The 3,844-nt window shown below is 76.7% G+C and carries 2 protein-coding genes; both read left to right on the forward strand.

What is annotated here, in order from left to right; translation table 11 throughout:
• Positions 1–2,151 (forward strand): SDR family NAD(P)-dependent oxidoreductase (locus tag ACIWVC_RS34270; RefSeq protein WP_396455160.1); only part of this gene is annotated, 2,151 nt, incomplete at its 5' end.
• The coding region (locus ACIWVC_RS34275; protein ID WP_396455162.1) for a type I polyketide synthase at positions 2,148–3,844 on the forward strand (1,697 nt) is incomplete at its 3' end. The genes ACIWVC_RS34270 and ACIWVC_RS34275, both read left to right, overlap by 4 nt.

Genomic DNA, 3,844 nt, shown 5'->3' on the forward strand with positions numbered 1-3,844 from the left:
GTCCGGTTCGCCGACATGGTCACCGCCCTGCACGCCCAGGGCGCCACCCGCTGGCTGGAACTGGGACCCGACGCCGTCCTGACCGCCCTCGCCCAGCAGATCACCGACGAGGACGGCCAGGTCTTCGTCCCCGCGATGCGCCGAAGCCGCCCCCAGACCGAAACCTTCCTGACCGCGCTCGCCACGCTCTGGACCAACGGCACCGACGTCCACTGGCCCACCCTGTTCACCGCCTGGAACGCCCAGCCCGACCCCGACGTCCCCACTTACCCCTTCCAGCGCGAACGGTTCTGGCCCGCGGAAGCCGAGGCCGCGCCCGCCGACCGGGCCGGCTGCTACACCGCGAGCTGGCGCAGCGTCCCCGACACTGCCGCGGCGCTCTCCGGCACATGGCTGGTGGCGGTCGCCGATGGCGGTGACGACCGTGAGCGCGCATGGACGGAGCGGATCGTCCGGGCCATGACCGAGAACGGGGCGACCGTCCACGAACTGGTGGTCCCGGACGACGATGGGCCAGTCGCCCTGCCGGACACGGGCCGGTTGGCGGGCGTGCTGTCCCTCGCCGCGCTGCGCGACCGGGAGCAGCCGCCCGGAGGCGGAGTCCCGGCCGGGCTCGCCGCCAATCTGCGCCTCGCGAAGGCACTCCAGAACACGGACGCACCGCTGTGGTGCGCCACGTCGGAGGCCGTTGCCGTCACGGCGGCCGATCGGATCGGCTCGCCGCTCGCCGCGCAGACGTGGGGGCTGGGCCGGGTCGCAGCACTGGAACTGGGGAGCCGGTGGGGCGGCCTCGTCGACCTCCCCGCCGAGCCGGACGACCGGTCCTCGACCCGCCTGTGCGCGGCGCTGGCCGGTGCCGAGGACCAGGTGGCCGTCCGCGCCGCGGGCCTGTTCGCCAGGCGGATGGCGCGGGCCGCCGCGCCCGCGCCGCGGCCCTGGCGCCCGGCCCCGGGCACCGTCCTGATCACCGGCGGCACGGGCGGGCTCGGCGCACGGGTCGCCCGCGCGCTGGCCGCCGAGGGCGCGGAGCATCTGCTGCTGCTGTCGCGCCGCGGTGCCGACGCCCCCGGCGCTGCCGGGCTGGCGGGGGAACTCCGCGATCTGGGCGCCGAGGTGAGCTTGGTCGCCTGCGACGTCGCCGACCGGGAGGCGCTGGCGCGCGTCATCGACGAGATCCCCGCCGGCCGACCGCTCCGCACGGTCGTCCACCTCGCGGGGATCACCGACGACGGGGTGCTGGACAAGCTGACCCCGGAGCGCCTCGCGCGGGTGCTCGCCGCCAAGGCGGACGGCGCCCGCCACCTCGACGAGCTGACCAGGGAGCGCTGCGGCGAACTCGCGGACTTCGTCCTGTTCTCCTCCCTCGCGGGCTTCCTCGGCAATGCCGGGCAGGCCGGCTACGCCGCCGCCAACGCCTACCTGGACGCGCTCGCCGAGCGCCGCCGCGCCGACGGCCTCCCCGGCCTGTCGGTCGCGTGGGGGCCGTGGTCCGGGGCGGGCCTGGCCGGGGCCGGGGACGGTCACCGGCCGGCCGGCGGCCTGACCGCGCTGGACCCGGACGGCGCGCTCGACGCGCTCGGCGGGCTGCTCGGCGACGGCCGCCGCGGCACCGTGGCCGTGGCCGACGTGGACTGGCCGGCCTTCGCCCCCCACTTCACCGCGATCCGCCCGAGCCCGCTGGTGAGCGGGCTCGCCGACGGGCCGGTCGCGGCGCCGGACGGACGGCCGGACGGCCCGTCCCTGGCGAAGCGCTTCGCGGAGGCGGCGGGCGCGCAGGACCGGCTCGACCTCGTCCGGGAGACCGTGTGGGCGGAGGCCGCGGCGGTGCTCGGCCACGCGTCCACCGACCGCGTCATCGGCGACCGCGGGTTCCAGGAGCTGGGCTTCGACTCGCTGGCCGCCGTGAACCTGCGGAACCGCCTCATCGTCCTCACCGGCCTGCGGCTCCCGGCCACCGTGCTCTTCGACCACCCGACACCGGAGGCCCTGGCCGAGCACGTCATGCGCGAGCTCTCCGGCGAGGACCCCGACACGGATTCCGCGGCGGCTCCCGCGGACGGCGCCCGGGACGTCGCGGACGACGAGATCGACGCCCTGGACCTCCAGGGCCTGCTGGAACTCGCGCGCAACACGGAAGGACTCGCTCGATGACGCCGAACGAGACGACGGGCGAGGCCGGCGGCCAGGTCGTCGGCGCCCTGCGGGACTCGCTCAAGGAGATCCAGCGCCTCCGCCGGCGCGTCGCCGAGCTGTCGGGGTCGTCCAGCGAGCCCATCGCCGTCATCGGCATCGGCTGCCGGTTCCCCGGCGGGGTGCGGTCCGGCGCGGACCTGTGGCGGCTGGCGGCCGGCGGCGGCGACGCGATCGGCGACTTCCCGGCCGACCGGGGATGGGACCTGCGCAGGCTCTCCGGCGATCCGGGCGACCTCGGCTCGTCGTCGGTGGCGGTCGGCGGGTTCATCGAGGACGCCGCCGACTTCGACTCCGACTTCTTCGGCATCTCCCGGCGCGAGGCGCTGGCGATGGACCCGCAGCAGCGGCTGCTGCTGGAGACGGCGTGGGAGGCGTTCGAGCACGCGGGCGTGCCGCCGACCGGCCTGCGCGGCCGCCCGGTCGGCGTCTTCATGGGGACGAACGGCCAGGACTACGGCGACCTGATCCACGGCGCCGAGCACCGGACCGCCGGATACTCGGGCACCGGCAGCGCGGGCAGCGTGCTGTCCGGCCGGCTGTCCTACGTGTACGGGTTCGAGGGCCCCTCGGTGACGGTGGACACGGCGTGCTCGTCGTCGCTGGTCGCCCTGCACCTGGCGTCCCGGGCGCTGCGCGACCGCGAGTGCGAGCTGGCGCTGGTCGGCGGCGCGACCGTGATGGCCACCCCGCGCGCCTTCGTCGACTTCAGCAGGCAGCGGGGCCTGGCGGCGGACGGGCGGTGCAAGGCGTTCGCGGCGTCCGCCGACGGCACCAACTGGGCCGAGGGCGCGGGGGTGCTGCTGGTCGAGCGGCTGTCGGACGCTCAGCGGCTCGGCCACCGGGTGCTCGCCGTCGTCCGCGGCTGCGCCGTCAACCAGGACGGCGCGAGCAGCGGGCTGACCGCGCCGAACGGCCCGTCGCAGCAGCGGGTGATCCGGGCGGCGCTCGCCTCGGCGGGGCTGACCGGCCGCGACGTCGACGTGGTGGAGGCGCACGGGACGGGCACCAGGCTCGGCGACCCGATCGAGGCGCAGGCGCTGCTCGCCACCTACGGCCGCGACCGCGGGAGCGCCGAGCCCGTGCTCCTCGGGTCGGTCAAGTCGAACATCGGCCACACGCAGGCGGCGGCCGGCCTCGCCGGCGTGATCAAGATGGTGGAGTCGCTGCGCCGCGGCGTCGTCCCGGCGACCCTGCACGTGGACGAGCCGTCGCCGCACGTGGACTGGTCGGCGGGCGCGGTCGAGCCGGTGACCGAGACCCGGCCGTGGCCGCGGGTGGACCGGCCGCGCCGGGCGGCGGTGTCCTCGTTCGGGTTCAGCGGCACCAACGCGCACGTGATCCTGGAGGAGGCCCCCCGCGAGGACGCGCCCGCCGCGCCCGCCGCGGCCGACGACCGTCCGGCGCCGCCCCTGGTCTTCTCCGGCCGGTCCGCCGCCGCCGTGGACGCGCTGATCGAGGCGGTGCGGGACTACCGCGGCGCCCCGGCCGCCGACGTCGCGATGACGCTGGCGACGCGCGCCGCCCTCGACCACCGCGCGGTGCTCCTTGGGGACACCGTCGTGCGCGGCAGCGTGTCGTCCGGGCGGCTCGGACTGCTGTTCACGGGTCAGGGCAGTCAGCGTGTGGGGATGGGCCGGGAGCTGTATGAGAC

It is taken from the genome of Actinomadura sp. (genome assembly GCF_044508335.1).
Classification (GTDB): domain Bacteria; phylum Actinomycetota; class Actinomycetes; order Streptosporangiales; family Streptosporangiaceae; genus Spirillospora.